The sequence below is a fragment of the Labrys sp. F242 genome, assembly GCF_057813875.1.
On sequence record NZ_JBVASG010000001.1, the window covers coordinates 742,409 to 768,828 of the forward strand.

General features: G+C 63.8%; 20 protein-coding genes. 13 read left to right on the top strand and 7 right to left on the bottom strand.

Features of this window, described 5'->3' with window-relative positions; genetic code table 11:
- Position 1: 1 nt before the first annotated feature.
- The 5 genes from ACZYTC_RS03510 to ACZYTC_RS03530 all read right to left on the bottom strand — a co-directional run bounded on the left by ACZYTC_RS03510 (position 2) and on the right by ACZYTC_RS03530 (position 5,473).
- Complete coding sequence (locus ACZYTC_RS03510) at positions 2-814, bottom strand: ABC transporter ATP-binding protein (protein WP_488988918.1); 813 nt, start codon at positions 812-814, stop codon at positions 2-4.
- Complete coding sequence (locus ACZYTC_RS03515; protein ID WP_488988919.1) at positions 811-1,701, bottom strand: ABC transporter permease; 891 nt, start codon at positions 1,699-1,701, stop codon at positions 811-813. Before ACZYTC_RS03515 ends, ACZYTC_RS03510 begins: the two co-directional genes overlap by 4 nt.
- Entirely contained in the window at positions 1,698-2,681 is a 984-nt protein-coding gene (locus ACZYTC_RS03520; RefSeq protein WP_488988920.1) for an ABC transporter permease, read from the bottom strand. The genes ACZYTC_RS03515 and ACZYTC_RS03520 overlap by 4 nt, the downstream gene beginning before the upstream one ends.
- Positions 2,681-4,330: an ABC transporter substrate-binding protein gene (locus tag ACZYTC_RS03525; protein ID WP_434957386.1), complete on the bottom strand. Its 1,650-nt coding sequence runs from the start codon at positions 4,328-4,330 to the stop codon at positions 2,681-2,683. Before ACZYTC_RS03525 ends, ACZYTC_RS03520 begins: the two co-directional genes overlap by 1 nt.
- A 96-nt stretch (positions 4,331-4,426) precedes the next feature.
- Entirely contained in the window at positions 4,427-5,473 is a 1,047-nt protein-coding gene (locus ACZYTC_RS03530; protein WP_488988921.1) for a LacI family DNA-binding transcriptional regulator, read from the bottom strand.
- Between the two features lie 385 nt (positions 5,474-5,858).
- Here ACZYTC_RS03530 and glgB point away from each other — a divergent pair, with 385 nt between their 5' ends.
- From glgB to ACZYTC_RS03550, 4 genes are all read left to right on the top strand, one after another.
- Positions 5,859-8,075 carry a 1,4-alpha-glucan branching protein GlgB gene (gene glgB / locus ACZYTC_RS03535; RefSeq protein ID WP_488989975.1) on the top strand — a complete coding sequence of 739 codons (2,217 nt, stop codon included), beginning with the start codon at positions 5,859-5,861 and terminating at the stop codon, positions 8,073-8,075.
- 220 nt (positions 8,076-8,295) lie between these two features.
- Positions 8,296-9,567 carry a glucose-1-phosphate adenylyltransferase gene (gene glgC, locus ACZYTC_RS03540; protein ID WP_434957383.1) on the top strand — a complete coding sequence of 424 codons (1,272 nt, stop codon included), beginning with the start codon at positions 8,296-8,298 and terminating at the stop codon, positions 9,565-9,567.
- Positions 9,568-9,623: 56 nt separating this feature from the next.
- On the top strand, positions 9,624-11,057 hold the full coding sequence (glgA, locus tag ACZYTC_RS03545) for a glycogen synthase GlgA (RefSeq protein ID WP_488989976.1): 1,434 nt from the start codon (positions 9,624-9,626) through the stop codon (positions 11,055-11,057).
- A gap of 263 nt (positions 11,058-11,320) precedes the next feature.
- Positions 11,321-12,949: an alpha-D-glucose phosphate-specific phosphoglucomutase gene (locus tag ACZYTC_RS03550; protein ID WP_454814982.1), complete on the top strand. Its 1,629-nt coding sequence runs from the start codon at positions 11,321-11,323 to the stop codon at positions 12,947-12,949.
- A 41-nt stretch (positions 12,950-12,990) separates the two neighbouring features.
- Here ACZYTC_RS03550 and ACZYTC_RS03555 read toward each other — a convergent pair whose 3' ends face one another.
- A complete protein-coding gene (locus ACZYTC_RS03555; RefSeq protein ID WP_441772077.1) occupies positions 12,991-13,926 on the bottom strand; it encodes a lysophospholipid acyltransferase family protein in 936 nt (311 codons plus the stop codon).
- Between the two features lie 199 nt (positions 13,927-14,125).
- Here ACZYTC_RS03555 and glgX point away from each other — a divergent pair, with 199 nt between their 5' ends.
- The 3 genes from glgX to ACZYTC_RS03570 all read left to right on the top strand — a co-directional run bounded on the left by glgX (position 14,126) and on the right by ACZYTC_RS03570 (position 19,519).
- Positions 14,126-17,962 carry a glycogen debranching protein GlgX gene (gene glgX, locus ACZYTC_RS03560; RefSeq protein WP_488988922.1) on the top strand — a complete coding sequence of 1,279 codons (3,837 nt, stop codon included), beginning with the start codon at positions 14,126-14,128 and terminating at the stop codon, positions 17,960-17,962.
- 2 nt (positions 17,963-17,964) lie between these two features.
- Positions 17,965-18,408: a hypothetical protein gene (locus tag ACZYTC_RS03565; protein ID WP_488988923.1), complete on the top strand. Its 444-nt coding sequence runs from the start codon at positions 17,965-17,967 to the stop codon at positions 18,406-18,408.
- A gap of 172 nt (positions 18,409-18,580) precedes the next feature.
- Positions 18,581-19,519, top strand: a complete 939-nt coding sequence (locus ACZYTC_RS03570; protein ID WP_488988924.1) for a LysR family transcriptional regulator — start codon at positions 18,581-18,583, stop codon at positions 19,517-19,519.
- Here ACZYTC_RS03570 and ACZYTC_RS03575 read toward each other — a convergent pair.
- Entirely contained in the window at positions 19,470-20,198 is a 729-nt protein-coding gene (locus tag ACZYTC_RS03575; RefSeq protein WP_488988925.1) for an SDR family oxidoreductase, read from the bottom strand. The two genes, ACZYTC_RS03570 and ACZYTC_RS03575, sit on opposite strands and share 50 nt — an antisense overlap.
- A 274-nt stretch (positions 20,199-20,472) precedes the next feature.
- Between ACZYTC_RS03575 and ACZYTC_RS03580 the strand changes: the two genes are divergently transcribed.
- The 6 genes from ACZYTC_RS03580 (at position 20,473) to ACZYTC_RS03605 (ending at position 26,360) form a co-directional block, all read left to right on the top strand.
- Entirely contained in the window at positions 20,473-21,090 is a 618-nt protein-coding gene (locus ACZYTC_RS03580; RefSeq protein ID WP_434957376.1) for a CDP-alcohol phosphatidyltransferase family protein, read from the top strand.
- Positions 21,087-22,847 (top strand): bifunctional alpha/beta hydrolase/class I SAM-dependent methyltransferase, encoded by a 1,761-nt coding sequence (locus ACZYTC_RS03585; protein ID WP_488988926.1) that lies wholly within the window; start codon positions 21,087-21,089, stop codon positions 22,845-22,847. Before ACZYTC_RS03580 ends, ACZYTC_RS03585 begins: the two co-directional genes overlap by 4 nt.
- Positions 22,848-22,992: 145 nt before the next feature.
- Positions 22,993-24,324: a phosphatase PAP2/dual specificity phosphatase family protein gene (locus tag ACZYTC_RS03590; protein WP_488988927.1), complete on the top strand. Its 1,332-nt coding sequence runs from the start codon at positions 22,993-22,995 to the stop codon at positions 24,322-24,324.
- The gene (locus tag ACZYTC_RS03595; protein WP_434957373.1) at positions 24,317-24,760 is read left to right on the top strand and encodes a hypothetical protein; all 444 of its coding nucleotides are present in this window, start codon (positions 24,317-24,319) and stop codon (positions 24,758-24,760) included. The genes ACZYTC_RS03590 and ACZYTC_RS03595 overlap by 8 nt, the downstream gene beginning before the upstream one ends.
- Positions 24,757-25,422, top strand: coding sequence for a lysophospholipid acyltransferase family protein (locus ACZYTC_RS03600; protein ID WP_434957372.1), 666 nt, complete (start codon positions 24,757-24,759; stop codon positions 25,420-25,422). The genes ACZYTC_RS03595 and ACZYTC_RS03600 overlap by 4 nt, the downstream gene beginning before the upstream one ends.
- Positions 25,422-26,360 (top strand): phosphatidate cytidylyltransferase, encoded by a 939-nt coding sequence (locus ACZYTC_RS03605; RefSeq protein WP_481272649.1) that lies wholly within the window; start codon positions 25,422-25,424, stop codon positions 26,358-26,360. Before ACZYTC_RS03600 ends, ACZYTC_RS03605 begins: the two co-directional genes overlap by 1 nt.
- The last annotated feature ends 60 nt before the right edge of the window (positions 26,361-26,420 follow it).

The following is a 26,420-nucleotide window of genomic DNA, read 5'->3' on the forward strand; positions in this document are numbered from 1 at the left end:
ATCAAAGGCTCCCCTCGAGATGGCGGGCCACCGGCAGGGCCGGGATGGCGCTCCACAATTTGCGGGTATAGTCGTGCCTGGGGGCCATGCTGATCTGGCTGGTATCGCCGACCTCCACGAGTTCGCCCTTCAGCATCACGCCGATGCGGTGGCAGATCTGCGCCATCAGATGCAGGTCATGGGTGATGAAGAGTACCGAAAAGCCCTGGCTTTGCTGCAAATCCACCATTTGTTCCAGGATTTCCCGCTGCACCACGACGTCGAGCGCGGTGGTCGGCTCGTCCATGATGATCAGTTCGGGATGGAGGGCGAGGCAGATCGCGATGACGATGCGCTGACGCATACCGCCGCTGAACTGGTGCGGATAATGGCCCAGGCGATCGACGGGAATGCCGACCAGGCGAAACATGTCCTCCGCCCTGGCGCGCGACTGTTCCCGCGAATAGCCCTTGTGAAGCCGCAGCACGTCGTGGAACTGCGCCTCCACGCGCAAGAGCGGGTTGAGGGAGTTCATGGCGCTCTGGAAGACCATGCCGATCTTGCGCCAGCGGATGCGTCTGAGCTCGTCCTCCGGCAAGGCCAGGATGTCCTGGCCGTTCAGCAGGATGCGGCCGCCCGTGGTCAGGGCCGGGGGCTTGGCCAGGCGGGTGATGGCATAGGCGATCGTGCTCTTGCCGCAGCCTGATTCGCCGGCAAGCCCGAAGAGTTCGCCGCGCCGGATCTGGAAGGAGACTTGCCTGACCGCATGGAAGGCTCCCTTGTCGAGCAGATAGTCGACGCTCAGATTCTGGATGTCGAGAAGTACCTCGCTCATGATCGGCTCCTCGACAGGCGTTTGCGCCGGTTGCTGAGCTGCAGCCAGCGGGTCAGGGCGGGGCCCGATCGCAATTGCGGATTGGCGATCTCGTCGAAGGTGAAGTTGAGCAGCGACAGGCCGAATCCGACCAGCATGATGCCGATGCAGGGCGTGGCGATGTCCCACCAGGCGCCAACGATGATGGCAGAGGAGTTCTGCGCATTGTAGAGCGTGGTGCCCCAGCTGACGTTCAGCGGGTCGCCGAAGCCGAGATATTCAAGCGTGGTCTGGGCGACGATGGCGTAGATGACGCTGCCGACGAAATTGAGGGCCAGCAACGGCAGAAGGTTGGGCAGGATCTCGACGAAGACGATGCGCCAGCTCGGTTCGCCGATCATGCGCGCGGCAACCACGAATTCACGGTTGCGCAGCGCCAGCATCTGGGAGCGCGTCATGCGAGCGCCCCACGGCCAGGACGTCAGGGCGATGATGCTCATGATGGCGACGGGGCCGACCTTGCCGGCGAAGGAAGCGAGCAGGATCAGGAGCGGTATGTTGGGTATGACCAGCACCGCATTGGTGAGGAGGTCGAGGGCGTTGTCGGTACGTCCACCGGCATAGCCGCCGATCAGGCCGAGCAGCGTACCCAGCGCCGTGATGGCAAGGCCTGTGGCAAACCCCACCGTCAGGGAGGAGCGCGCGCCCCAGACAAACTGGCTGAAGACGTCCCGCCCCATCTTGGTGGTGCCGAGCACGTGTTCGGCGCTGGGCGGCTGGTGAGGGCGGCCGACACGGGCCGCCGGATCGTTGGGGGCCAGAACCGGCGCCAGGAGGGCCATCAGGCACAACAGCACCACGATGACGAGGCCGAAGACGGCTTTCTTCTGTTTCAGGACGGCCGTCATGCCCGGGCCTCCTCGATGCGCGGATCGATCGCGCCGTAGATGAGGTCGACCAGGAGATTGGCGCCGAGCGTCGCCAGCGTCATCAGCAGGAGCTGACCCTGGATGACTGGATAGTCGCGCGCCACGCTGGCCGTGTAGAGCGTCAGGCCCAGGCCCGGATAGTTGAAGACAATCTCGGTGACGATGGAGCCACCGAAGACCGCGCCCAGGATCAGCGCGAGGTTGGTGAGCACGGGCAGCAGGGCGTTGCGGGCGGCATAATTGAACATCACCGCCATTTCCCTCAGGCCCTTGGCCCGTCCCATGGTGACGTAATCCTCCCCCAGAACCGAGATCATGCTGGTGCGCATGGTGGTCAAGAATTCGCCGATGAGCGCAGGGGAAAGGGCGAGCACCGGCATGGCCGCATGGAGGAGGACGCTGCCGATGAAGCTGGGCGAGAAGGACGGATCGAGGGACGGATCATAGGCATAACCCACCGGCAGCCAGCGCAGGGACACGCCGAAGACGAACAGGATCGACAGGCAGATCACCACCGGCGGTACCGATTTCATCACGATGGCCAGCGGCGAGACGATGGTGTCGAAGCGCCCGCCGCGCCGCCAGGCCGCCAGTGCACCGAGCAGGACGCCGACGATGAGCGAGAAGGTGATGGCACCCAAGACCAGGAAGGCGGTCCAGCCGGCGGAGCGGGCAAGGACTTCGGTGACGGTCTGGGGATAATATTTGACCGATACCCCCAGATCGAACGTAGCCAAGCCTTTGATATAGTCGATGAACTGATGCCAATAGGATTGATCCACGGCGCCGAAGCGGGCGCGGATGGCGTCGACGGCCGCGGGCGTGGCGCGCGGGCCGAGCTGGGCGATCATCCCGTCGACCGGGCTGCCGGGCATCAGCCGCGGTATCAGGAAGTTGACCAGGATGGCGAAGACGAAAGCGGTGCCATAGACCGCCAGCCGGCGGGATGAGAGCCGCATCAGTTGGCGTTCGCGACCGGCTGCAGGCGCAGCAGATGCATGAGCCTGATGCGGTTGTCATCATGGTTCTCGGGATTCATCGCAGGATCATCCTTGGTTACCCAGCCGGTGAAACGCTTCGAGCTGTACTGATACCAGGTCGGGCCGTTGAACAGCGGCACCATGGGGAAGTTGTCGGCGATGTGGAGCTGGATCTTGTCGAAGATTGCCCTGAAATCCGCTTCCTTGGAGGCGCGCTTATAGTCCTCGAACAGTTTGTCGAGCTCGGTATTGGTATAGCGCGAGGCGGCGAAGGACGACCGGCCGACATAGGGGGTGGCAAGGGTCTGGTAATAGGCACGGAACGGTGTCGGGCCATCGGGCCGGGACTGGAATACCGTATCGTAATTGCCTTCGACGATCTGCTTGTTCCACTGCTCGTATTCGGGCGTGGCCACGGAGGCGTTGATGCCGGCTTTGCGCAGGCCCTCCACGCCGATCTGCACTGCGTCGATCCAGTCCGTCCAGCCATTCGGCACGGCGACGGTGAAGGCGATCGGCTCGCCCTTCGGGGTCTTGCGGAAGCCATCCGATCCCTTCGCGTAGCCCGCTTCATCGAGGAGCTTGCCGGCCTTGTCGATGTCATAGGCCATCCAGGCGTCCTGGCCCTGCTGGGCCTGTGGATTGGCCCAATTGTCGAAATGCAGCGGCAAGCCGGTGGCGTGGGGATTGACCTTCGGATAGCCGAAGCCGGCGATATCGACCATCGATTTGCGGTCCATCAGCAGGCTGACGGCCTGGCGGAACTTGATGTCGTCGAAGGCCGCCTTGTTGCCTGGATTGGTGGTCTTGAGGTTCATCTCGAAGGAAACGGTATTGGCCGAGGGCTGCCAGTAGCCATTATGCTTGGGATCGAGCGAGACATAGGTCTTGTCGATTTCCGGCAGGAACGAGCCGAACCAGTCGATGTTTCCCTCCGGCAAGGTCGCGAGCATCTGGTCGTTGCCGCTGATCTGCGGCAGCTTCAGGCAATCCACCTTCAGATGTCCGGCATCCCAGTAATTGGGATTGCGGCATTGCTCGTAGACCTGCGGGGTGAAGCGGCGGATTTCGGTCATCGGGCCGGAGCCGACGGGGTTCTCGTTCTTGTAGGCGAAGGGATCGCCCACATCCTTCCAGACATGCTCGGGCACGACTGTGAAATCGGCGAGAGACTCGGGAAACTGGGAATCGATGTCCTTGAGATTGACCTTGACCTGGTTGGGCGCCGGCAGCTCCACCGACTGTACCGCGGCGCCGACTCCGACGATGTCGATGGAAGGGTTCTTCATCATCAGGTCGAAGGTGAATTTGACGTCCTTGCCGGTCAACGGCTGCCCGTCCGACCATTTGACGCCGTCGCGGATGGTGTAGGTGACGGACTTCAGGTCATCGGAGAATTTGTAGCCGGTGGCCAGGCGATAGATCGGCTTGCCATTGTCATAGGCGTTGAAGATGACCAGGGGCTCGTAGATGAAGTCGAGCGTGCTCTGCCGGCGCCCGGCTGCGTCGAACGGGTTGAAATTGCGCACCCAGCTGGTCTGCTCCTCGATATGCATGGTGAGCAATGCCTCCGCCGAGGCACTGCCGATGATGCTGCTCGCACATAAAGCAATCAGGATGCGTCTCATGTTCCACCTCTGTTATGGGATCGATCCCACATTTATTTATGGTCATTGACAGAACTCATCCCGGCCGGCGCTCTGCACAGACCGGGATGAGCTTTCCTACACTCTTGCTGCCTCCGCGGCGTGGTCCGTCTGATGTCTTGCCGAAGGATGGACGACGCTTTCCCTGACGATCAGTTCGGCGGGAATGACGACGTCATCCGGAACGAAGTTCCTGTCGGCAATCATGCCGAGCAGGAGTCTTGCAGCCGTCTGACCGGCTATGTCCGTCGGCTGGCGTATGGTCGTCAGCGACGGGGTGAGATGCCTCGCGTGGAAATTGTCGTCGAAGCCGAGGAGGGAGATCTGTTCCGGCGCCTTGACGCCATGGTGCCGCAGCGCCAGCAGGACGCCGGCGCCAATATCGTCGTCGCCGGCAAAGATGGCGCTGACCTTCCGGCCCGACGCCAGCAGCCGTTCCGTCGCTTCGTAGCCGAAGCGTTCCTTGTAATCGCCGGCTTCCAGATAGATGTCGGCCCGGCTCATGCCGACTTCCGCCAGGGCGGTGTCGATGCCGCGCAGACGCTCGCGCGTGTCGAAATAGGTGGGCGTGCCGGCGAAATAGGCGATGTCGCGGTGACCCATGGTCAGCAGGTAGCGCATGCCATCGAGAGCGCCATTGTAGTTGTCGATGCCCACTCTCGCCCAGGCGAGCGAGGTCGGCTCTCCGCCGATCGCCACGATTGGAATATCGGCCTTGGCCACCACGTCCTTGACCTCGTCGCTCACGGCATTTTCGAGATAGAGGATCAGGCCGTCGCAGGAACGGTCGATCAATTCCAGGATCGCCCGCGATTCCTCATGCGCCTGGGCATAACCGCTGGCGAGCAGGATCGACTTGTCGGCAGCCCGGCATACGCTCTGCATGCCACCGACCATCTGAGCGTAGAAGGGGCTGGCGACGTTGACGACGACCGCGCCGATGATCTCCGAGCGATTGGAGCGCAGCCCCCGCGCCATGGTGTTGGGCCGGTAGCCCAGTTCCGCGATGGCCGCTTCCACCGCCTGCCGGGCATTGTCCGAGACATAACCATTGCCGGCGATGATCCGCGATACCGTCGATCGCGAAACACCGGCGCGCTTGGATACATCTCTGATCGTGGCCACGAAGGCTCCGCAGCTTCATTATGGGATCGATCCCATATCTAGAACGCATGTTTGCGAAGATGTCAAATCTCCCCATGGATTTTCGGCTGGTCCTTCCTGAGGCAGCCGCGCCGGCGGTTGTACGAAGTCCGCCGACGGATTGCTTTGAGGCGGAACAACCAAATTTTTCACCCTGCGGGGTTCCCGGCATAACCCATTTGGGCAGGCTGCGTTTAATCGTTGACCGGTGTAGCAAAAGCCCTAGCTTGTGTTCGAGAGGATCACAGGAAGACGCCTGATCCCCGGCAAGACAGGCGTTTCGATCCAGTCCGAAAAGGGGTCGCGGCGCTTGGCAAAAACAACGAAGACGAACGCTCCCACTGCCAGAGCCGTAAAGCCGGCGCCCTTGGCCAGGCGGCCGGCCAGCCGCGGCAAGACAGCGGATTGGCGTTTGTCGGACGTGGAAGTCGCGGCGCTCGCGGCGGGACGCCATGCCGATCCATTCGCAGTGCTCGGTCCTCATGAGACGCCGGCTGGTCTGGTCATTCGTGCCTTCATCCCCAATGCCGAGACGCTGTCGGTGCTTGCACCCAATCTGGTCGGGCCTGTCGCCCTGGAGCGGCGGCATGGCGATGGCGTCTTCGAAGGCCTGGTGCCCGACAGCGTCGGGATCTATCACTTGCGTGCCGTCAATGCTGGCGGGCAGTGGGAGGTCGAAGATCCCTATCGCTTCGGGCCGCTGCTGGGACAGGTCGACGACTATCTGCTGACGGAAGGCACGCATCTGCGGCTGTGGGACAAGCTCGGTGCCCGCCCCCTTCGCCATGGCGATATGGAGGGTGCGCATTTCGCCGTCTGGGCGCCGCATGCCAGGCGGGTATCGATCGTCGGCGATTTCAACGATTGGGACGGTCGCCGCCATCCCATGCGCAAGCGCGTTGACACTGGCGTGTGGGAAATCTTCCTGCCGGGCGTCGGCGTCGGCGCCTACTACAAATACGAGATTATCGGGCCGAACGGTGCACTGCTGCCGCTGAAGAGCGATCCCTTCGCCTTTGCCAGCGAATTGCGCCCGGGCACGGCCTCGCGGGTCGTCTCATCGGAGCCTTTCGTCTGGACGGATCAGCAATGGCTCGAAGAGCGTGCGCATCGCGATGCCAGGCGGGCGCCGATGTCGATCTATGAGGTGCATCTCGGTTCCTGGAAGCGGGGCGAGCAACAGCGCTTCCTCAGCTACGACCAGCTTGCCGACGAACTGATCGCCTATGCCGTGCACATGGGCTACACCCATATCGAATTGCTGCCGGTGACGGAGCATCCCCTCGATGCCTCCTGGGGTTATCAGCCGACGGGCATGTTCGCGCCATCAAGCCGTTTCGGTTCGCCCGAGGGGTTCGCCCGTTTCGTCGACCGTGCCCATGCCGCCGGGATCGGCGTGATCCTCGACTGGGTGCCCGCGCATTTCCCGACCGACTCGCATGGCCTTGCCTGGTTCGATGGCAGCGCGCTCTATGAACATCCCGATCCACGGCGCGGCTTTCATCCCGATTGGAACACGGCGATCTACGATTTCGGCCGGCGCGAAGTCGCCAATTTCCTGATCGCCAACGCCCTGTTCTGGCTGGAGCGCTACCATATCGACGCGCTGCGCGTGGATGCCGTCGCCTCCATGCTCTATCTCGATTATTCGCGCCGGGACGGGGAATGGCTTCCCAACATCCATGGCGGGCGCGAGAATCTCGATGCCATCGCCTTCCTGCAGCGCATGAACACGGAGGTCTATGCGGCCCATCCCGGCGTCATGACCATCGCCGAGGAATCCACCGCCTGGCCCGGCGTGTCGAAACCGGTGCATGATGGCGGGCTCGGCTTCGGTTTCAAGTGGAACATGGGCTTCATGCACGACACGCTCAGCTACATGCAGCGAGAGCCGGTCTACCGCCAATATCACCATGACGATCTGACCTTCGGTCTTATCTACGCCTTTGCCGAGAATTTCGTGCTGCCGCTCTCGCATGACGAAGTGGTCCACGGCAAGAATTCCATCGTCAACAAGATGTCCGGTATGGACGGCGACAAATTCGCGACCCTTCGGGCTTACTACGCGCTGATGTGGGCCTATCCCGGCAAGAAGCTGTTGTTCATGGGACAGGATTTCGGCCAGCGCCGCGAATGGAACGAGAATGTCGGGCTGGACTGGGACCTGATGCAATATGGCCCGCACAAGGGGCTGAGCGACCTCGTCCGCGACCTCAACCATCTCTATTGCGGCCGCGCAGCACTGCATCAGCGTGATTGCGAAGGTGACGGCTTCGAATGGATGGTCGTCGACGATAATGCGAACTCGGTGTTCGCCTGGGCGCGCTATGCCACCGATGCGATGCCGATCGTGGTGGTGGCCAATCTGACGCCCGTCGCGCGCGACGACTATCTGCTGCCCCTGCCGCTGGCGGGGCAGTGGTGGGAAATTCTCAATACCGACTCCGAGCGTTATTTCGGGCTCAATCGCGGCAATGCCGGTGGAGCCTATGCATATGCTAGCGATTGGAAGGGAAAATCGGCGGCTGCGCGGATCAATTTACCGCCCCTGACGGCCATCATGCTGGAATGGGCGGGGAACTAGACCGGGAAGTTGGCGTTGCATGTCTTTGGAGAGTCGACGCCGCGACTGAAGAAGAAGGCAGCAGCGTCCAAAGCGTTTTGCGATTTGGCGGAATCGCCAAGAATCGCAAAGACGCACTGGCCAATCCGTTGGATTGGCCAGGAAACAGGGAGTTGGAGCAAAAAAAGCGTTTAGTCAGGAACGCGCTTTGCGCCAGGGATTATCAAGTGGGAGGAACTGTATGACGGAACCGAGGCATTCGAAGGGTGGGCCGTTGGCACGTTCGGCCATGGCTTATGTGCTGGCCGGAGGCCGCGGCAGCCGCCTGATGGAACTGACCGACCGGCGCGCCAAGCCCGCGGTCTATTTCGGAGGTAAGAGTCGCATCATCGATTTCGCCCTTTCGAACGCGATCAATTCGGGTATCCGTCGGATCGGCGTGGCCACGCAATACAAGGCTCACTCGCTGATCCGCCACCTCAGTCGAGGCTGGAACTTCCTGCGGCCGGAGCGCAACGAAAGCTTCGACATTCTGCCAGCCAGCCAGCGCATTTCGGAGGACATGTGGTATCGAGGCACCTCCGATGCGGTCTACCAGAACCTGGACATCATCGACGGTACAGGGGTCGAATATATGGTCATCCTCGCGGGTGACCACATCTACAAGATGGACTATGAGCTGATGCTCAAGCAGCATGTCGAGCAGAACGCCGACGTCACCATCGGCTGCCTCGAAGTGCCGCGCATGGAGGCCACCGGCTTCGGCGTCATGCATGTCGACGAAAAGGATCGCATCGTCGCCTTTGTCGAAAAACCCAAGGATCCGCCCGGCATTCCCGGCAATCCGGAGATGGCTCTGGCCTCTATGGGTATCTATGTGTTCTCGATGAAGTTCCTGACGGAGGAGCTGAACCGGGATGCCAATGATCCCAATTCGAGCCGCGACTTCGGCAAGGACATCATTCCCCACATCGTCAAGAACGGCAAGGCGGTGGCGCACCGTTTCCCGGCGAGCTGTGTGCGTTCCGAGCACGAAAAGGAGTCCTATTGGCGCGATGTCGGCACGGTGGATGCCTATTGGGAAGCCAATATCGACCTCACCGACGTCGTCCCGGCGCTCGACCTTTACGACCAGGAATGGCCGATCTGGACCTTCGCCGAAATTACGCCGCCGGCTAAGTTCGTGCATGACGCCGAAGGACGGCGTGGCACGGCGATCTCCTCGCTGGTCTCGGGCGGCTGTGTCGTCTCCGGGGCACTATGCAAGCACTCGCTGCTTTACACCGGCGTGCGCATCAACTCCTTTTCCAGTGTCGAAAGCGCCGTGATCCTGCCCTATGTCGAGATCGGCCGCTCGGCCCACCTCAAGAATGTGGTGATCGATCGCGGCGTGGTGATTCCGGAAGGCTTGGTGGTGGGTGAGGATCCCATACTCGACGCCAAGCGTTTCCGGCGGACCGACAAGGGTATCTGCCTGATCACCCAGCCCATGATCGACAAGCTGAACCTGTGAAGACAGGCCCAGTTTTTCGATGACCGAAATTTCTCGATGATCAAAGTCTCTCGATGATCAAAGTTCTTGCCGTTGCGTCCGAAATCCATCCGCTGGTCAAGACGGGGGGGCTCGCCGACGTCGTCGGCGCGCTGCCTGCCGCCTTGAAAGGCCATGACGTGGTGGTGACGACCGTGATCCCGGGCTATCCGGCCGTGATGGCCGCGGCCGACAAATGGGAAACGGTGGCCAAGCTGCCGGGCTTCTTCGGCGGTCGCACGACCATCAAGCGGGCGTCGATCGGCGAGCTCGATCTTCTGGCCGTGGACGCGCCGCATCTGTTCGACCGGCCGGGCAATCCCTATGTCGACGCGGATGGGCGCGATTGGCTCGACAATCCCCAGCGCTACTGCGCTTTGTCGAGCGCCGCCGCCGAGATCTGCCAGGGGCTGGTCAAGACTTACAGGCCCGACATCGTGCATGTGCATGACTGGCAGGCGGCGATGACGCTGGCCTATCTCAACTACACCGAGGCCGTCAGGCCGAAATCGGTGATTACGGTGCATAATCTTGCCTTCCAGGGCCAATATCCTCGCTCGATCCTCGGCAGCCTGGGCCTGCCGCAGCGGGCCTTCGCCCTGGACGGTGTCGAGTATTACGGCATGATCGGCTTCCTGAAGGCCGGGCTGCATTTTGCCGACCGCATTACCACCGTCTCGCCGCGCTATGCTGCCGAGATCAAGACGGCGGAAGCCGGCATGGGGCTGGAAGGCCTGTTGGCCGGCCGCGCCGACGTGCTCTCCGGTATCGTCAACGGCATCGATGAACGGGTCTGGAATCCCCAGACCGATCCGAATCTCGCTGTCAATTACGACACCAAATCCCTCGCCAAGCGCGCGGGCAATCGCAAGGCGCTCGAAGAGCGTTTCGGCCTCGATCACGACGACTCCCCGCTGTTCTGCCTGGTCAGCCGCCTGACCTGGCAGAAGGGCATCGACATTCTCGCAGAGGCGCTGCCGCATCTGGTCGCCTCGGGGGCGCGGTTCGCTTTGCTCGGTTCGGGTGACAGGGAGTTGGAGGGCATCTTCCGCCAGGCCAGCCTCCAGCATCCGGGACGTGTCGGCGCGGTGTTGGGCTTCGACGAGGCGCTCTCGCATCTGATGTTCGGTGGCTCGGACATGACCTTGGTGCCGTCCCGCTTCGAGCCCTGTGGCCTCACCCAGCTCTATGGCCTGCGCTATGGCTGCGTTCCCGTGGTTGCGCGTGTCGGGGGGCTCTCCGACACCATCGTCGATGCCAACGATGCCGCATTGACGCTCAAGGCCGCCACGGGCGTACAGTTCCAGCCGATCACGCCGGACATGCTGCGCGACGCCATTTCCAGGGCTATCGCTCTCTACAACGACAAGCCCGTATGGCAGGCGATGCAGCGCCGTGGCATGGGGCTGGACCAGTCCTGGGATCTCAGGGCCGCCGGCTATGCCAAGCTTTATCGCGAGCTCTTGGGGTGAGGGGGCTTGTCGGCAGCTTTTCAAGGGTAGCGCTGCCCCTCACCCTTACCCCAGTCCACTCCAAGTGGAGTGGACGACACCCGTGAAAACGGGGCGAGGGGGACTTCGACGTCGCGACTTGTCCAGCAGGCGAGACGTCTCGTATCGAGACGCCGCGTTTGGCGCCCCTCGCCCCGTTCTTACGGGGAGAGGTAAGGTGAGGGGCATCGCGCCTTTGCCTTTGATCGACCGAACTTCGTATAAACCAGAACCGGAACCTCACTATGATCCGCACTGTCCCGACCCAACCCTTCGATGGCCAGAAGCCCGGTACGTCCGGCTTGCGCAAGAAGGTGCCGGTGTTCCAGCAGCCGCATTACGTCGAGAATTTCGTGCAATCGATTTTCGACACTTTGGAAGGATTTGCCGGCAAAACATTGATCGTGGGAGGCGACGGGCGCTATTACAACCGCGAAGTCGTGCAGACCATCCTCAAGATGGCGGCAGCGGCGGGCTTCGGCCGCATCAAGGTGGGACAGGGCGGCCTGATGTCGACTCCAGCCGTCTCGGCCGTCATCCGTAAATATGGGGCCTTCGGCGGCATCGTGCTTTCTGCCTCCCACAATCCCGGCGGGCCGGACGGGGATTTCGGCATCAAGTACAATATCGGCAATGGCGGTCCGGCGCCCGAGAAGATCACCGACGCCGTCTTTGCCCGCACCAAATCGATCAGCGAGTTCAAGATCGCGGATGTGCCGGATCTCGACATCGACCAGCTTGGCGAGACTGCGATCGGTGACACCGTCGTCGAGGTCGTCGATCCCGTCGACGACTATGCCGAGCTGATGGGCAAGCTGTTCGACTTCGATGCCATCCGGGAGCTGTTCAAGTCCGGCTTTACCATGCGCTTCGACGCGATGTCGGCCATCACCGGCCCCTATGCTCGCCGCATCATCGAGGATCTCCTTGGCGCAGCGCCAGGTAGCGTAGTGAACTCGACGCCGCTACCCGATTTCGGCGGCCATCATCCCGACCCCAACCCGGTCAACGCCAAGGATCTCTACGATCTCATGATGGGGCCTAATGCTCCCGATTTCGGGGCGGCTTCCGATGGCGACGGCGACCGCAACCTGATCATTGGCCGCGGCATCTTCGTCACGCCCTCGGACAGCCTCGCCATCCTGGCCGCCCATGCTCATCTGGCGCCGGGCTATGCCAAGGGCATCTCCGGCATCGCCCGCTCGATGCCCACGAGCCTTGCGGCGGACCAGGTCGCCAAGGCGATGGGGGTGGGCATCTACGAGACGCCGACCGGCTGGAAGTTCTTCGGCAACCTGCTCGATGCCGACCGCGTCACCATCTGCGGCGAGGAAAGCGCCGGCACCGGCTCGAACCATGTTCGCGAGAAGGATGGCCTGTGGGCGGTGCTGCTCTGGCTCACCTTGCTGGCCAAGCGCCGCCAGCCCACGCTCGACATCGTCCGCGAGCATTGGGCCAAATATGGCCGGAACTATTATTCGCGCCACGACTATGAAGCCGTGCCCACAGAGGCCGCCAATGCGGTGATGGAAGCAGTCCGCTCGCAGATCCCCAGCCTGCCCGGCAAGAGCTTCGGTGCGCTCAAGGTCATTTCGGCCGACGATTTCGCCTATCACGATCCCGTCGACGGCTCGGATTCGAAGAACCAGGGCCTGCGCGTCCTGTTCGAGAACGGCTCGCGCATCGTCTACCGTCTGTCCGGGACGGGTACGGAAGGCGCGACGCTGCGTGTCTATCTCGAGCGCTACGAAGCCGATCCCGCCCATCACGGCATCGAGACGCAGGCAGCCCTCGCCGATGTCATCGCCGTCGCGCGCCAGCTCAGCGGCATCGCCGAGAAGACGGGCATGGCGGAGCCGAGCGTGGTGACCTGAGGAGGGTGATTTACCTTCTCCCACAAGGGGAGAAGGTAGTCCTACCCTCGCGGTGCGCAGAGCTTCGGCTGGTCCAGCACCACCGGCTCGAGAAGACCGGCGGCGATGCGCTTGGCGGTGCGGTCATCGGTCAGCTGGCCCGCCAGGGCATAGGTGCGGCGCATCAGCTCCATAGCGACCGCCTTGCGATCGCTGGCGGCCGCGAAGGCCGCCCCGTCAATGGGATCGCCGATGGCGATCGGCAGGATCGTGCCGATGCGATCGCGCACCTCCTTGAAGATCAGCGACAGGCGCAGGGTTTGGTTGAGGTGGCTGGCGATCTGGAAGAGGCGGCTGTTCTGGCCGCCGAAGAAGATCGGCACCACAGTGGCCTTGGAGCGCTGGATAAGCTGTACCGTGAAGGGTTGCCAGGGCGCATCCATGGCGGGACGCCGGCCGAGTTTGTCGGGCGAGGTCGAGACGCCGCCGGCCGGGAAGACGATCACGCAGCCGCCGCGGTCGAGCAGCCGGCGCGCTTCGGCCCTCGTGCGCAGATTGGTCTGCATCGCCTCCTCGGTCTCCGCGAAATCGACCGGGAGCAGAAAAGCCTGCGTTTCCGGCGCATGCAGCAGCACGGCGTTGGTGAGGATGACGAAGTCCTGGCGAACGAGGCCGATCAACCAGGCGATGGTGACGCCGTCGAGAACGCCATAAGGATGGTTGGCCACGATGACGCAGGGGCCCGTCTTCGGAATCTTGTCGAGTTGGGCTCTGTCGAATTGGACGTCGAGCCGGAGTTGGCGAACCGCGGCGGCGAAGAAGGTCTCGCCGGCCACGGGGTTGCGCTGGTTCTCCAGATAGAGCCGCTTCAGCCGAGGTTGCCCCGTCACCTTTTCGATGGCGCGGATCAGGGCGCGTTTCGGCTTGGAAAAGGTCGGGTCCGCATAGGTGAACTGGACGGCTTCGGCCCCGGCGGGGTGGGCATTGTCGCGAACCATGGGTTTCCTCAGGGCGCTCCATCGCGCCGGGATGTTCCTATAGCAAAACGCACGGCAAGGACATTGGCAGGCTTCGATCCACGCGCAACTGGCGCTACGGCAAGAATTTAGCGGAGGCCTGTCATCTAGCCTTTGCGTTTTGATCGTCCAAGATGTCAGGAAAGTACGACAGGCATTCGACAATCGAGGCAAGGACCGTATGGCACGTTCAAGCATGGCGAACCCCGGCACGGAAGCTCCGCTTGGAGCGAGCTGGATCGGGGAAGAGGTCAATTTCGCCGTTCACGCCGCCGAAGCCGAGCGGATCGAGCTTTGCCTGTTCGATGCCGACGGTACCGAGAGCCAGAGGATCGTGCTCTCCGGCCGCAGCGGTGCTGTGCATCATGGCCGCATCGGCGGCCTCGCGGAGGGGCAGCTCTATGGGCTGCGGGCTCACGGTCCCTGGCGCCCGGAGGAAGGACTGCGCTTCAACCCGGCGCGCCTCCTGATCGATCCCCATGCGACGAGACTCGTCCTGCCCGAGAGCATGACCTCCGCCTTGCCGGTGAAGGGAGCACAGGGCGTGGACGATCTCGTCCTTGACGAGACCGACACTGCCGCGATCATGCCGAAAGCCGTGCTGGAGCGGATAGTGCCGGACAAGGCCCGTCCTTCCGGCGTGAAGCCCGAAACCCGCATCATCTATGAAGTCCATGTGAAGGGCTTCAGCCAGGCCCATCCCGGCATCCCGGCCGATCTGCGCGGCACCGTCGCGGCCCTGGCCCATCCGGCGGCGATCGCGCATTTCACCGAAATCGGCATCACCACGCTCGAACTGATGCCGCTCGCCGGCGCCATAGACGAGCGGCATCTCGAGCCGCTCGGACTGAGGAACTACTGGGGTTACAATCCCGCCTGCTTCCTGGCGCCCGATCCGCGCCTTGCTCCCGGCGGCATGGCCGAGATCGCGCAGACGGTGGACCGGCTGCACGAGGCCGGTTTCGAAGTGCTGCTCGATGTCGTCTACAACCACACGTCCGAAAGCGACGAGCGTGGCGGCACCCATTCGTTGCGCGGGCTCGACAATCGGTCTTATTACCGGCTTGCCGACAATCCGCGCTTCTACGCCAACGATACCGGCTGCGGAAACACGCTGGCGCTCGATCGCGAGCCGGGCCTCGGCCTCACTCTCGCCGCCCTCAGGCATTGGGCCGAGGCTGGCGGCTTTGACGGCTTTCGCTTCGATCTCGCCCCGGTGCTGGGGCGCCGGCCTGATGGCTTCGATCGAGAGGCGCCCTTGTTCGCCGCCATTGCGGCCGATCCCGTCCTCAGCAACCGGCTGATGATCGCCGAGCCCTGGGATATCGGTCTCGGGGGCTATCAGCTTGGCCATTTTCCGCAAGGGTGGGCGGAATGGAATGATCGCTACCGCGACGATGTCCGGCGGTTCTGGCGCGGCGATGGCGGCATCGGCACACTGGCGACGCGCCTGGCCGGCTCCTCGGATCTGTTCGATCCCGGCAGTCGCCGCCCCACCGACAGTATCAATTTCGTCGCGGCCCATGACGGCTTCACACTGGCCGATACGGTGAGCTTCGCCGGCAAGCACAACGAAGCCAATGGCGAAGGCAATCGCGACGGGCATGCGGGCGAGATAAGTTGGAACAATGGCGCCGAAGGGCTGAGCACGGCGCCGGAGATCGTATCGCTCAGGCGCAGCCATGTCCGGGCCATGCTGGCGAGCCTCCTGCTATCGCGTGGCACGCCAATGATCGCCATGGGCGACGAGCTCGGCCGCAGCCAGCGCGGCAACAACAATGCCTATGCGCAGGACAATGCGATTACCTGGATCGATTGGGCCAATGCCGATCGTTCGCTGATCCAGTTCGTCGCAAGCCTGACGCGCCTGCGCAAGTCGCTGCCTCTGGTGAAAGTGAACACGTTCCTGACCGGCAAGCCCTATCCCGACAACGGGGCTGAGGGAAAGCCCGACGTGACCTGGCTCGGGCCGAGCGGCCAGCCTTTGCAGGATAATGAATGGGGCAATCCGGCTTTGCGCAGCCTCGGCATGGCCCTGACGGGGCCAGAGGGCACGAAAGCGCTGATCTGGTTCCATGCCGGCGCCGAACCGCTTCATGCCCGCCTGCCCGACCTTGCACCCGGGCAAGTTTGGCGGCTGGCGCATGTCAGCGACGAATATCAGGCCTTCGCACCGCCGGTGCTCTACGGTGCCTTCGACATCATGGAACTCGCGCCGCGCTCGGTCGGCGTGTTCATCGCCGGGCCTGGCCGCGCGCCGCGGCGGGACGGGGATGCACCGCCAGAAGTGATCGAACTCCTGGCCAAGGCGGCGGGCATCGCGCCGGAATGGTGGGAGGTTTCCGGCCGCCACACTTTGGTCTCCCAGGACACCAAGCGCGCTCTGCTCACCGCCATGGGCCTGCCTCACCATTCGCTCGCCCAGGCGCGCGAGAGCCTGGACCATCTGCGCTCGCTCGGCGCTCCCATCGGGAACGGGCAAGCCAGGGCCCATCTGCCACCGGCGCTCGCCGAGGGCGGCAAGCGCTTCGGCCTTTCCGCCCAGCTCTATACGCTGCGACGGCAGGGAGACCAGGGTGTCGGCGATTTCCGTACCCTGGAGAGCTTTGCGAAGGACGCGGCCGGCAAAGGCGCCAGCCTGATCGCGCTCAATCCCTTCCATGCCATGTTCCCGTCCGACCGGCAGCGGGCCAGTCCCTATCAACCCTCCGACCGCCGCTTCCTCGATCCGGCCCTGATTGCCCTTGATGCCGTGCCCGAGCTCGAAGGCCGGCTCACGGTCCCACCGCCCACTGGGCGTCTGGTCGACTGGCCCGAGGTCTGGCGCCACAAGCGCGCTGCGCTGGTGGAGGCCTTCGCCATCCTGTCCGAACGGCCTTCACGTCTGGCTACCTTTCGAGCCTTCCAGGCCGCGGGAGGCGAGGCTTTGGCCCGTTTCTCCCTGTTCCAGGCGCTGGAAGAGCAGGTCGGCTCGACGGCTATCCCGACGATGTCGACGGCGGCCTTGTCCCCGGAACTGAGGCAGTCCGCCGACTTCGCCGGCTACCTGCAATTCCTGGCGGAGGAGCAGCTTGCCGCTGCCAGCCGCAACGGTCTTGCCATCGGCTTTTGCCGAGACCTGGCCGTCGGCGCTGCGCCCGATGGCGCCGAGGTCTGGACGGCGCCCGAGGCCTTCCTCAAGGGGGTTTCGGCCGGGGCACCACCCGATCCCTTCTCGGCCAGCGGCCAGGTCTGGCATATTCCGCCGCTTGATCCGGTGGCTCTGCGCCAGAGCGGCTTTGCCCATTATCGCGAGCTGCTCGCCGCCAATATGCGCCATGCCGGAGCGCTCCGCATCGACCACGTCATGGCGCTGACGCGCCTCTTCGTGGTGCCCGACGGCGCACCGGCCAGTGAGGGCGCCTATCTGACCTATCCGCTCGAAGGCATGCTGGAGGTGCTGGCCGAGGAGAGCCAGCGCCATCGCTGCATGGTGGTGGGCGAAGATCTCGGCACCGTGCCGGAAGGCCTGCGCGAGCGGCTCGCCGAAGCCGAGCTCTATTCCTACCGAGTGCTGTTCTTCGAGCGCGACGGCGCGGTCTTCCGTCGCCCCGACGTCTATCCGGCCGCGTCGCTGGCCTGCGTCGCCACGCATGACCTGCCGACTTTGCGCGGCTGGTGGAGCGGCGCGGACATCGCGTTGGAGCGCTCGCTCGGCCGGCCCGTTGCCGATGATGCCGAGGCGGCACGCGCCGAGGACAGGCAGGCGCTAATGCAGGCCGTCGGCACCGAGGAGAGCACCTTGACGCCTGCGCTCGTCGGCGCCATCCACGGCTTCCTGGCCTCTGCTTCCTCGGGGCTTGTCGCTGCGCAGGTCGAGGATCTCGCCGGGGAGGCAGAGCCGGTCAACGTGCCGGGGACCAATCGCGAATATCCCAATTGGCGCCGCCGCCTCGACCTCGATGTCCACGCCATGCTGGATACCGACGAGGCCAAGACGGTATTCGAGGCGATGCGGCAGGCGGGGCGGGCAGCGTAGTCATGACGCAGGCCGGCAAGCGGCATGAGAGAAGCCTGGCGCTGGGAGCCATGATCAGTCCCTGGACAGTTCCTGGCGGTCTTCCCCTCCTGTTCATCGCGCTTGAGCTTGTGGTCGGTGGGTACAACGGTATCCCGGGCTCGCAGATAGCCGGTGTTTTTGCCGCCTTTCTCCTGTTCGGCCTGCCTTTCACCTATGCTGTAACCTTGGTTCTGGTTGTTCCGATGGCAGTATGGCTGCGGCGTTGGCAGGCACTGTCTGCCGTGAGGCTATGTTCGTGGTGCACGTTGTTGGGACCGACGACGATGTATGCCTATGCTTGGTTGCTGCGCGGTCAACCTGCGAAAATCATCGAGCTCGACGGTATCTTGTTGTCGGCAAGTTATGGACTGGCGTCCGGTATCGTTTTCTGTCTAGCCTCTGGTATCCGGCTTTTCGCCCGCTGAACCGACAGGCAACAGGGGGGCTTGCCTATGTTAGGGTTTCTGCCGGATCGAGACAGAGCCTGAAGCATTTTGTGATTTCACGGAATCATCTGGAATCGCAAAGATGCGTCGAGACAATCAGTTGGAGTAAAAGTGCGGTTCGGAGAACTCGTACTTTGCTCTTGTGAACGCCATGCATCCCAGATTGCTCAAGACCTTTCTCGCCGTCACCCGTCATCGCAATGTCACGCGGGCGGCGGAGGCGGTGCATCTGGCCCAGTCGAGCGTGAGCGACCAGATCCAGGCGCTCGAAGCCGAACTCGGCACGCCCTTGTTCACGCGTTCGCGCTCAGGCTTGCAGTTGACGGCGGCCGGGGCGGCGCTGCAGCCCTTTGCCGAAGAGATCCTGATGCTGACGGACGAGGCGCACAGCGCCGTGGCTTTGACCAGTGGCCGGGAGCGGGGAGCGGTGTCGATCGGCGCTCTGGAGACGATTGCGGCGACCCGCCTGCCGGCCTGGCTCTCGCGCTTCGGGCAGGTCCATCCTGAAATCGCGCTTCGCTTGTCGGTGGCGGGCACGAATGACCTCCTGCGCAAGCTGGAAGATGGCGAGGTGGACGTCGCCTTCTGTTTCGACAAGGGCGAGGCCGACGAACGTTTTGCCAGGCGCAGCATTTCCAGGGAGCCGCTGATCCTGATCGCACCGGCCGGCGAGCCGTCCCTGCCGGTTGGCGAGGGGCTGTCTGCTCTGGCCGCAAGGCGGTTCGTGGCGACGGAGGCGGGCTGCGTCTACCGTCACTTGTTCGACGTGGCTTTCGCCGCCGCGGGACTTGCGGCGCCAAAGCTCGCGGCCGAAGTCGGCAGCATCGGTGCGATCGCCCGATTGGTGGCAGCGGGAACGGGGCTCGGTCTGGTGCCGCGTCTGGCGGTTGCCGAGGCATTGGAGCGGGGCGAGGTGACCGAACTCCCCTGGTCGGGGCCTGCCCAGTCCGCGGATCTGGTGATGATCTGGCGCCGGCGGCGGGTGCAGCCGCCGGCCCTGAAGCAGTTGCTGGCCTCGGCGAGTACTGGGCTCGACGCGCTCAGACCAGGCGATGCCCGCCTTCGACATGCAGCACCGAGCCCGTCGTGAAGCCGTTGCCCATCACGAAGGCGAGGGCATCGGCGATGTCCTCGGGCCGGCCGACCCGGCCGACCGGCAATTTCCTGGCCATAGCACCGAGGGTCTCGTCCTTCCTGTCGCCGGCGACGAAGGTCCAGATCGGGGTGTCGACCCAGCCCGGCGAGACGGCGTTGACTCTTAGCGGCGCGAGCTCGACCGCCAGGGCCTTGACCAGCCCTTCCAAGGCGGCATTGACGGCGGCGACCGCCGCGCACCTTGGCAGGGGGCGGTAGGCCGCGATGCCGGAGACGAAGGTCAGGGAGCCGGTCGGGGCAAGCTTGCCCGCACCGTGCTTGGCCAGGAGGAGGGGGCCGTAGACCTTGCTTTCCACGGCCTTCTGGACGGCCTTCAGATCGAGTGAGGGCAGAAGCTCATAGGCGCCCTCGATGTCCGCGGCGGTGCTGACGATGTGATCGAGCGGGCCGATCCGCTCGAACAAGGACGCGACCTGCCGTTCCTGCGTGATGTCGACGGCGATGGTGTCGAGGGCGGTGGATTCCCCTAGGCTCGTACGGGCCTGGGCCAGCCTGCCTTCGCTGCGCCCGGCGATGCTGACACGCGCGCCGGCATTGAGACAGCGCCGCGCCAGCGCCAGACCCATGCCGGAACTGCCGCCGGCGATAAGAATTCTCGATTGTCCAAGGTCCATGATGATGCGTTTCCTTTCGATCCCGATGGAACTGACATCGGGATCGCAGATCGGCGATGGCCGGGAAAACGGAAGAAACCGATAGCGCCATCGGTGTTTCCGATGGTGGCGCCGTGCTTGCCAGGTCGGAGAGGCGGACGTCTTGTCCCCCCTTGACACCGTCAAGCATGCCGAAGATCCGATGCACCAGTACCTGCCGGCCTATCCGTCGGGTTGCGCGAGGCTCGCCGACTGAGCCATGATCGCGGGCTACATCGCGAATCTGGACAGTCCCGTGAGTCTCTATGCCCTCAAGCCCCGTTTTCAGGCCCTTTTGCGCCCGCGCGTCACGCGGTTGGCCGAGCGGGGCACCACCGCAAACCAGGTGACGCTGGCGGCGGCGGCGGGCTCACTTGCCGTCGGCTTCGGCGTAACCTGGCTTTCGGACCTGCGCATTCTCTTCCTGCTCTTGCCGGTCTGGCTCGCCATCCGCATGGCTCTCAACGCGGTTGACGGCATGCTGGCGCGCGAATTCGGCCAGAAAAGCCAGCTCGGCGCCTATCTCAACGAGATCGCCGACGTCGTCTCCGATGCGGCGCTGATCCTGCCCTTTGCCACCCTGCCGGTCTTCGGCCCGTTCTGGACCGGGGCGGTGATCGTGCTCGCGGTGATCAGCGAATTCGCCGGTGTGATGGGGCCGATGGTGGGGGCCTCGCGGCGTTATGACGGCCCGCTCGGCAAGAGCGACCGGGCCTTCCTGTTCGGCGCACTCGGCCTATGGATCGGCCTCGGCCTGCCGCTACCCGGCTGGTTTGGCTGGATCATGCCGCTTGCCGTGCTTTTTCTCACACTGACCATCGCCAATCGTGTGCATAAGGGCCTGCGCGAAGCGCGCGCCTTGCAGGAGTCATGATGCGTCCCTCCAACACCAGTTTTTTCCGCAGCCATGACGGCGTCGAGCTGTTCTACCGCCATTGGCCGGCGGTCAACGGATCAGCCAAGGGCGCGGTGGTGCTGTTCCATCGCGGGCATGAGCATTCGGGACGCATGGCGCATCTGCCCGATGAGCTGGCGATGCCCGATTATGAGTTCTTCGCCTGGGATGCCCGTGGCCACGGCGATTCGCCCGGCGAACGCGGCGATGCCCCGAGTTTCGGTGCCCTGGTACGCGACGTGCAGAGCTTCATCGACCATATCGGCACTGCGCATGGCCTCGCGCCCGCCGATATCGCAGTGATCGCTCAGAGCGTCGGGGCCGTCGTCGTCTCGGCCTGGGTGCATGACTATGCCCCCAAGATCCGCGCTCTGGTGGTCGCCTCGCCGGCCTTCAAGGTGAAGCTCTACGTGCCCTTTGCCCGGCCGGGCCTGAAGCTCTGGCAGGCCTTCAAGGGGAATTTCTTCGTCCAATCCTATGTGAAGGCCAAGTTCCTCACCCATGATCACGAGCGTCAGGCTACCTTCGACGCCGATCCCAAGATCACAAGGGCGATCTCGGTGCGCATCCTGCTCGGGCTCTACGATGCCGCGCAGCGGGTGGTGGAAGACGCCCGCGCCATCACGGTGCCGACGCAACTCCTCGTCTCCGGCGCCGACTGGGTGGTGCATCACGGGCCCCAGCACCGCTTCTACGAAAATCTGGGATCGGCAATCAAGGAACGGCATGTGCTGCCCGGCTTCTATCATGACACGCTGGGGGAGAAGGACAGGGCAGTGGCAACAGGCCATGTCCGGCGCTTCCTCGGCGAACGCTTCGCGGCGCCGCTGGAGCGGACGGTCCTGACCGAGGCCGATCGGCAGGGCTTCACGCGCGACGAGGCCGACAGGCTCGCTTCGCCCTTGCCGCTCGTCTCGCCGAGGGGACTCTACTGGGCGGGCACCAGGCTCGGGCTGAAGGCGACGGGGCTGATCTCGGACGGCATCAAGCTTGGCCATGAGACCGGCTTCGATTCCGGCTCAACCCTCGATTATGTCTACCGCAACACGCCGTCGGGGCGTTCGGCTTTCGGGCGGCTGGCCGACAGGAACTATCTCGATGCCATCGGCTGGCGCGGCATCCGCCAGCGCAAGCTTCATGTCGAGGAATTGCTGCGCATTGCCATCGCCCGGCTGCGGGCGGAAGGCAAACCGGTCTCCATCGTCGATATTGCCGCCGGCCATGGCCGCTATGTGCTCGAGGCCCTGGAAGCGGAAGGCGTGTCGCGGCCGGATTCGATCCTGCTGCGCGACTACAGCGACATCAACGTCGAGGCGGGTGGCCGGCTGATCGCCGAGAAGGGCCTCGCCGACATCGCCCGCTTCGTCAAGGGCGATGCCTTCGATGCCGCAAGCCTTGCCGGCATCGAGCCCAAGCCCACTCTGGGCCTGGTCTCTGGCCTTTATGAGCTGTTTGCCGACAACAACCTGATCAAATGGTCGCTGGGTGGGCTTGCCGCCGCCATCCCGGCAGGAGGCTATCTGATCTATACCGGCCAGCCCTGGCACCCGCAGCTCGAATTCATCGCCCGCGCTTTGACCAGCCACCGCCAAGGTCAGGCCTGGGTGATGCGCCGGCGCACGCAGGCGGAGATGGACCAACTCGTCGAGGCGGCCGGCTTCGAGAAGCTCGAGCAGCGCATCGACGAATGGGGCATCTTCTCGGTCTCGCTTGCCCGGCGCAAGGCCGCATCATGACCCTTGTTTTGGACCGCGGACTTCTCAGCGACATGCTTGCATGTCGCGATTTCCGCTTCTTCCTTGCCCGGTGGTGCGGCGGTTCCAAGAGCGGACATCACGCCATGCGAGCATGGCGCTGTGATGTCCGCGCTCCGGTATCGTCATGAGCATGGCGGTACCGGCAAGGCCCGCCGATGGGCGTCCCTGGGGCAGGGCGCTTGTCTGGCTCGCAGGCCTCGGCATCTTCTTCTATTCGAGCTATGGCCTCGCCAATTATCTGGCCGACCAGCGTGCCTTCGTGCCGTCCATCGTGTTCGGCTGGGAACGGGATATGCCGTTCCTGCCCTGGACGATCATTCCCTATTGGTCGGTCAACCTGTTCTATGCCGCTTCGCTGTTCGTCTGTACCAGCCGGACGGAGTTGGACACGCTGGGCCGCCGGCTGCTCACGGCGCAGGTCATCGCCGTCGCCTGCTTCCTCGTCTTTCCGCTGCGCTTCAGCTTCGCCAAGCCGGAGATCGGCGCCGGGCTGCCAGGCTTCATGTTCGATGCCCTGCTGAGCTTCGACAAGCCCTATAATCAGGCGCCTTCTTTGCACATCGCGCTCCTGGTGATCCTGTGGGTGCATTACCTCAGTCATCTGCCGACATGGGCTCGATGGTTACTCCATCCCTGGTTCGCCCTGATCGGCCTTTCCGTCCTCACCACCTATCAGCATCATTTCTTCGACATTCCGAGCGGTGCCTTGCTCGGCCTGTTCTGCCTGTGGTTGTGGCCGGATTCATCCCCGTCCCTGGAGGAGGAAAGTGAAGCGGGCAAACGTCGAAAACTCGCCACCTGTTACGGTCTTGGCGCGCTGGTTCTTGCCGTTGTCGGCATCGGGATTGACGGCTGGGCGCTCTGGCTCTGCTATCCGGCGGTATCTCTCGGCCTGGTCGCGTCCAATTATCTCTGGCGCGGCGCTGCTGGTTTCCAGAAGCGCGCCGACGGCTCGATGCCGGTAGCAGTCCGGCTTCTGTTCGCTCCCTATCAGCTCGGCGCCTTCCTCAATTCGCGCTGGTGGACGCGCCATGAGCCATCGGCCGGCGAGGTCCGTCCGGGGGTCTATCTCGGCCGTATCCCCTCGCGCTTCGATCGGGCGCCGGGGAAGTATGGCAGCGTTGTCGATCTTGCCGCCGAACTGCCTGCCTGGCCGGGGTCCCTGACACAGGCCGTGCCGATGCTCGACCTGATTGCGCCGCAGGCGGCGAAGCTGATGGCGGCGTCCCAAGCGATTGAAGCCGCGCGTGGACAAGGTACGGTACTGGTGTGCTGTGCGCTCGGCTATTCGCGCAGCGCCGCCGCGCTGGCGACCTGGCTGCTTGCCAATGGCGAGGCGAAGACGGTGGACGAGGCGATTGCGATCATAGGTGCTATCCGCCCTCGAATCGTGCTGGGGTTGGAGGCACGTGCCGCCATTGCGGCGGCTGGAAGGATTGATAGCGTCGATGGCTGAGGCACAGGAAAATCCAGCGGTGATTGCTGCCATCGCCGCAGCCTATCTGCGGCAGGGCAGGGCGCTCGACCGGATTTCGCGCGGGCTCACCTTGCTCGGTGTCGGCGGTCTTCTCGCCGCTACCTATGCCTCGGCGCCCCTGTTGGTCAGCGCTCCTGTGCTGCTTGCGCTGGTCTTCGGGCTCGTGCAGAGCTATTTCGCCTTTCGCGCGGGCTTCGATGCCGAGATATTCGGCCATCTTGCCGGCAATGCCTTCAGCACCACCAATTTCGACGGGGCAATGAAGCGTCTCGGGCTGTTCGCGCAGGACCGCGCCTCACGCCCGATGTCCGAGCGGGCACGCGGCGCCATGGCCCTGGTCCGTCGGCAGGCCATTTTCCTGGCCTTGCAGGTTTTGTGCTTGTTGGCCTTGCCATTGCTCGGGATCGTGTTGTGAGTGACATCGTGGTGCGGGATGGCCGGTCTCTGCTCGGCCGGCTGGTGGGGACCGCCACCATCGGTTTTGCCCGGCTCGTCACCGGTGTGCGTGGCAATTGGCAAGGCTGCCTGCCGGTGCGCAAGCCGCGCATCTATTTTGCCAACCATGCCAGCCATGGCGATTTCATCCTGGTCTGGACGGTCTTCCCGGGTGTCCTGCGCTCGGCGGCGCGGCCAGTGGCGGCGCGCGATTATTGGAATGCCGGAGCGCTGCGGCGTTTCCTCGCCCATAATGTCTTCGACGCCGTGCTGATCGATCGTGAAAGCGCCACCCGCAGTGTCGATCCGATCGGCCAGATGGCCTCGGCCCTGGAAGCGGGATCCTCGCTGATCCTGTTTCCGGAGGGAACGCGCAACATGGGGGAGGAGCCGCTGCTTCCCTTCAAGTCCGGCCTGTTCTGGCTCGCCAAGCGCCAGCCGGAGGTGGAGATGGTGCCGGTCTGGATCGAAAACCTCAACCGCGTGATGCCCAAGGGCGAGTTCCTGCCGGTTCCCTTCCTGTGCACCGTGACCTTCGGAGCACCGTTGCGCCTGCGGCCTGGCGAGGAGAAGCAGGCCTTCCTCGATCGCAGCCGGAATGCCCTGCTGGCCCTCAAGCCGCATGAGGGGGACGAGGGCTGATGTTCGAGAACCATACCCTGACCCTGTTTGGCGGCATCGTCGCCTTCCTGGTCCTCGCCTCCCTGATCGGCTGGCAGCTCGATCGCCGGGCCGGGCCGCAGGGCCATGCCGCCATCGACAATCTCAATGCGCGCATCCGCGCCTGGTGGGTGATGGTAGCGCTGATGGGAGGCGCTTTCCTCCTCGGCAAGGCCGGAGTAGTCGCCCTCTTCGCCTTTGCTTCCTTTGCCGCCCTGCGCGAATTCCTGACACTGACGCCGACGCGCCGGGCGGATCATCGCACCCTGTTCGCCATGTTCTTCGTGGTGCTGCCGGTGCAATATTACTTGATCTGGATCGAGTGGTACGGGCTCTACTCGATCTTCATTCCCGTCTATGTCTTCCTGCTCCTGCCGATCCTGATCGCGCTCAGGGGCGACACGGCCAAATTCATGACCCGCATCGCCGAGATGCAGTGGGGCATGATGATCGCCATCTTCTGCCTCTCTCATGTGCCGGCGCTGCTGACGCTGGACATTCCAGGTTTCGAGGGTCGCAAGCTGCTTCTCATCGCCTTCCTGGTCATCGTGGTGCAGATGAGCGACGTGCTGCAATATGTCTGGGGCAAGCTCCTCGGCCGGCACAAGGTGGCGCCGAAACTGTCGCCCTCCAAGACCTGGGAAGGCCTGATCGGCGGGGTGGCGAGTGCCACGCTGCTCGGCGCCGGCCTGTGGTGGATCACCCCGTTCTCCTTCTGGCAGGCCGGGCTGGTGGCGCTGGTGGTCACCTTGATGGGTTTCTTCGGCGGGCTGGTGATGTCGGCGATCAAGCGCGATCGCGGCGTCAAGGATTGGGGGCATCTGATCGAGGGGCATGGCGGCATGCTCGACCGGCTCGATTCCGTTGTATTCGCCGCGCCGATCTTCTTCCATGTGGTCCGTTATTGGTGGACTGTGTAGAAACGAGTCGCCGCTGCCTTGGCGGTGCTGGCCCAGCTTCACGTCTCATCCCTACCAAGG